The sequence below is a fragment of the Yoonia sp. genome (assembly GCF_017854415.1).
In the GTDB taxonomy this organism is placed as follows: Bacteria; Pseudomonadota; Alphaproteobacteria; order Rhodobacterales; family Rhodobacteraceae; genus Yoonia.
In genome coordinates this window covers 1-3,034 of record NZ_JAFMHR010000213.1, presented here as the reverse complement: position 1 = coordinate 3,034, position 3,034 = coordinate 1, and the positions used below count along the sequence as shown (strand labels likewise).

The following is a 3,034-nucleotide window of genomic DNA, read 5'->3' as shown; positions in this document are numbered from 1 at the left end:
CAACACGACACTGCCTTAATCACAAAGCTGTGCCTACTCGTTATTCACCGCTTCAGTCATCAAGCGGCGATCCGCGCGCATGTAGGGCTGCGAGCATGAATGATTATGTGCTACCAAAATTCGGCGGGCGGCGACAAGGGAAACGTAGCGCAATACATACATTTGGATAGTCTTACCCGCAAAGACACAAGACTTCGTAAACCTGCATGCAAGTTATCGTTGGTTTTTGAAAAAATTGGGAGCGGTATATGTCCCGTTTTTGTAACCAATTCCCCACTAAATTGGGTCCTTGGTGCCGATGGAGAGACTCGAACTCTCACGATGTTACCACCGGGGGATTTTGAATCCCCTGCGTCTACCATTCCGCCACATCGGCCTTGGCGCATGTCCTACTGCGCTGTCATGGCGGCGTCAATCGGGTTTTATGACTAGTTTTGCTAAGCTGACGGAATGCCGGTCGCATGCATAAGCTGATTGACTTGACCGAAACCATCGCACATGGCCTAAGACGCACAAAAGTAGGCAAATCATGTTACGTAGTCTTTATAATTGGACGATATCCTTGGCGCAAACGCCCTATGCCTTGTGGGCGTTGGCGATCGTCGCGTTTGTGGAATCGTCGTTCTTTCCGATCCCGCCAGATGTGTTGATGATTCCTATGATTATCGCACGTCCCTCGCGCGCGTTTATCATCGCCGGTGTGGCAATGGTTGCGTCCGTGGCGGGTGGGATGTTTGGTTATTATATCGGTGCGGCCTTGATGGAGACCGTTGGCCAGCCTATCCTAGAGATGTATGGCAAAGCCGATAGTTTTGAAGAAATGTCTGCCGTGTTTAATGCGTATGGCGCCTGGGCTGTGGTCGTCGCCGGCGTGACGTTCTTGCCGTTTAAAGTGATCACGATCGCGTCTGGTGTAACGGGCTTGCCTTTGGGGGTCTTTATCGTCTCATCGATCTTTGCGCGTTCATTGCGGTTTTTCCTCGTCGCTGCTCTATTGTGGAAGTACGGGACACCCATTCGTGACTTTATCGAGCGTCGCTTGGGGTTGGTCTTTATCGCGTTTTGTGTCCTGTTGCTGGGCGGGTTCGCATTGATAGGTTTGCTATGACACAGAAATTTTGGGTGGTCTTATCGGCTGGTGGATCTGCCGCGTTGTTGGCAGGCGCATATATGTTTCAACTGCTTGGATACCCGCCGTGCGCGATGTGTCTTTGGCAGCGCTGGCCCCACTTCGCCGCAATCCTCATCGGGGTTCTTGCGATCAAATTCGGCGGCCGGTTCTTGCCAGCGTTGGGCGCACTTGCCGCCGCAACAACAGGCGCAATTGGCGTGTTTCACACAGGCGTTGAACGTGGTTTTTGGGAAGGTCCTAGCACATGCACAGGTGGTGGCAGCCTTGATGGGCTTAGCGGGGCTGATCTGTTGACCATCACCGGGCCACGCGTGGTCATGTGCGATCAGGTGAGCTGGGAGCTGTTTACGTTGTCGATGGCAAGCTGGAACGCGCTCTTCTCGTTTGTATTGGTTGTTGGTTGGATTTTGGCCGTGCGGACTAGCGGCGCGTCGACAGCAGCAGGTTCGTCTCGGAACGGCTGACGCCTTCCATGCGGCGGATCGTAAACAGAACTTGATCGAATTGCTCTAGGGTTTCGGTGCCGATCTCTGCGATCAAATCCCATGCCCCATTGGTTGAATGGACTGCGTTCACCTGTGACATGCGCTGCAACTGTTTCATGGTTTTTTCCGCACCGCGCCCTTCGATTTCCAGCATCATAAGCCCGCGAACAGCGTCGGGGCGCAAATCTGCGCGGGTCAATACCGTAAACCCAGCGATCTCTCCGCCTTGTACCAAGCGGTCCAATCGGACACGCACGGTGCTGCGGGTGACCTCTAGAATACTCGCGAGCTCTGAAAGCGACGCGCGCCCATTTCGTTTCAAAGCGGCAATCAAGCGATTGTCCAATATGTCCATAGTAAACACCCAAAATGTATGATTGACTTACATTTTGCACAATTTGCGGGCTTATCCTACCCCCTGTTTTGGACAACACTGTGCGTATGAAACAAAAACATTGCATATTAATTGGCGCTCCCGTCGACTGCGGCAAACGCCGCCGCGGGTGCTTGATGGGACCTGACGCGTACCGTACTGCGGGCATCGCAGAGGCTATTTCCGCACTTGGCTATACGGTCGAAGACATCGGTAACTTGGCACCCGCTGACGTAACCGTGGCAGATGCGCCCAATCCCTTGGTATACAAGCTGGCCGAAAACGTCGGTTGGACCCAGACATTGATGGCCGCCGCAATCGCGGCTGCGCCACGTGGCATGCCGGTCTTCATGGGCGGTGATCACGCATTGGCGGCAGGCACAGTGGCGGGCATGGCCGCACATGCCGCAAACGAGGGACGGCCCTTCTTTGCGCTTTGGCTGGATGCGCACAGCGATATCCATACGCCTGAAACGACTGACAGTGGTAACTTGCACGGCACACCAGTGGGTTACGTGACAGGGCGCTCTGGCTTTGACGCCTACCCGCCCCTGCCCGCCAAAGTCGCCACGCGCAATATCTGCATGATTGGTTTGCGGTCCGTGGACGCCGCAGAACATGCCGTCTTGGACGATGGAGATGTCATGCTGGTTGATATGCGACGCATTGACGAAGAAGGCATCAGCGCGCCTTTGCAGACATTTCTTGACCGTGTCGCGGCCGAAAATGGCATGCTGCATGTGTCGCTTGATGTAGATTTTCTAGACCCGTCCGTTGCCCCCGCCGTTGGCACGACCGTGCCAGGTGGCGCGACCGTCCGTGAAGGCCATTTGGTGATGGAGATGCTGTCAGACAGCAATCTTGTCACCTCGCTTGATCTGGTCGAACTCAATCCGTTTTTAGATGATCGCGGCAAGACCGCAAACCTCATGGTTGATTTAACGGCATCCCTGATGGGCCGCCGTGTCTTTGACCGTCCAACCCGGAGCAATTCATGAGCCTCAAAGCCTCTAAACTGGCCATGGTGCCGTTCGTAAGCGTCGA

4 protein-coding genes and 1 tRNA gene are annotated in these 3,034 nt (G+C 54.6%); 3 read left to right on the top strand and 2 right to left on the bottom strand.

The window, feature by feature from the left end:
* Positions 1 to 290: 290 nt before the first annotated feature.
* A tRNA-Leu gene (locus QZ197_RS15580) sits at positions 291 to 376 on the bottom strand.
* A gap of 153 nt (positions 377 to 529) precedes the next feature.
* Between QZ197_RS15580 and QZ197_RS15575 the strand changes: the two genes are divergently transcribed.
* Together QZ197_RS15575 and QZ197_RS15570 are read left to right on the top strand one after the other, a co-directional pair.
* On the top strand, positions 530 to 1,108 hold the full coding sequence (locus tag QZ197_RS15575; RefSeq protein ID WP_296433114.1) for a YqaA family protein: 579 nt from the start codon (positions 530 to 532) through the stop codon (positions 1,106 to 1,108).
* A complete protein-coding gene (locus tag QZ197_RS15570; RefSeq protein ID WP_296433112.1) occupies positions 1,105 to 1,596 on the top strand; it encodes a disulfide bond formation protein B in 492 nt (163 codons plus the stop codon). The genes QZ197_RS15575 and QZ197_RS15570 overlap by 4 nt, the downstream gene beginning before the upstream one ends.
* Here QZ197_RS15570 and QZ197_RS15565 read toward each other — a convergent pair.
* A complete protein-coding gene (locus QZ197_RS15565) occupies positions 1,553 to 1,972 on the bottom strand; it encodes an Lrp/AsnC family transcriptional regulator (RefSeq protein ID WP_296433110.1) in 420 nt (139 codons plus the stop codon). The genes QZ197_RS15570 and QZ197_RS15565 overlap by 44 nt on opposite strands.
* Before the next feature lie 86 nt (positions 1,973 to 2,058).
* Between QZ197_RS15565 and rocF the strand changes: the two genes are divergently transcribed.
* Complete coding sequence (rocF, locus tag QZ197_RS15560; RefSeq protein ID WP_296433108.1) at positions 2,059 to 2,988, top strand: arginase; 930 nt, start codon at positions 2,059 to 2,061, stop codon at positions 2,986 to 2,988.
* Positions 2,989 to 3,034: the final 46 nt, after the last annotated feature.

Excerpts from the sequence above, each read along its gene's own strand:
- QZ197_RS15575 (WP_296433114.1), top strand. The coding sequence starts at position 530 with ATGTTACGTAGTCTTTATAATTGGACGATATCCTTGGCGCAAACGCCC.
- QZ197_RS15570 (WP_296433112.1), top strand. The coding sequence starts at position 1,105 with ATGACACAGAAATTTTGGGTGGTCTTATCGGCTGGTGGATCTGCCGCG.
- QZ197_RS15565 (WP_296433110.1), bottom strand. The coding sequence starts at position 1,972 with ATGGACATATTGGACAATCGCTTGATTGCCGCTTTGAAACGAAATGGG.
- rocF (WP_296433108.1), top strand. The coding sequence starts at position 2,059 with ATGAAACAAAAACATTGCATATTAATTGGCGCTCCCGTCGACTGCGGC.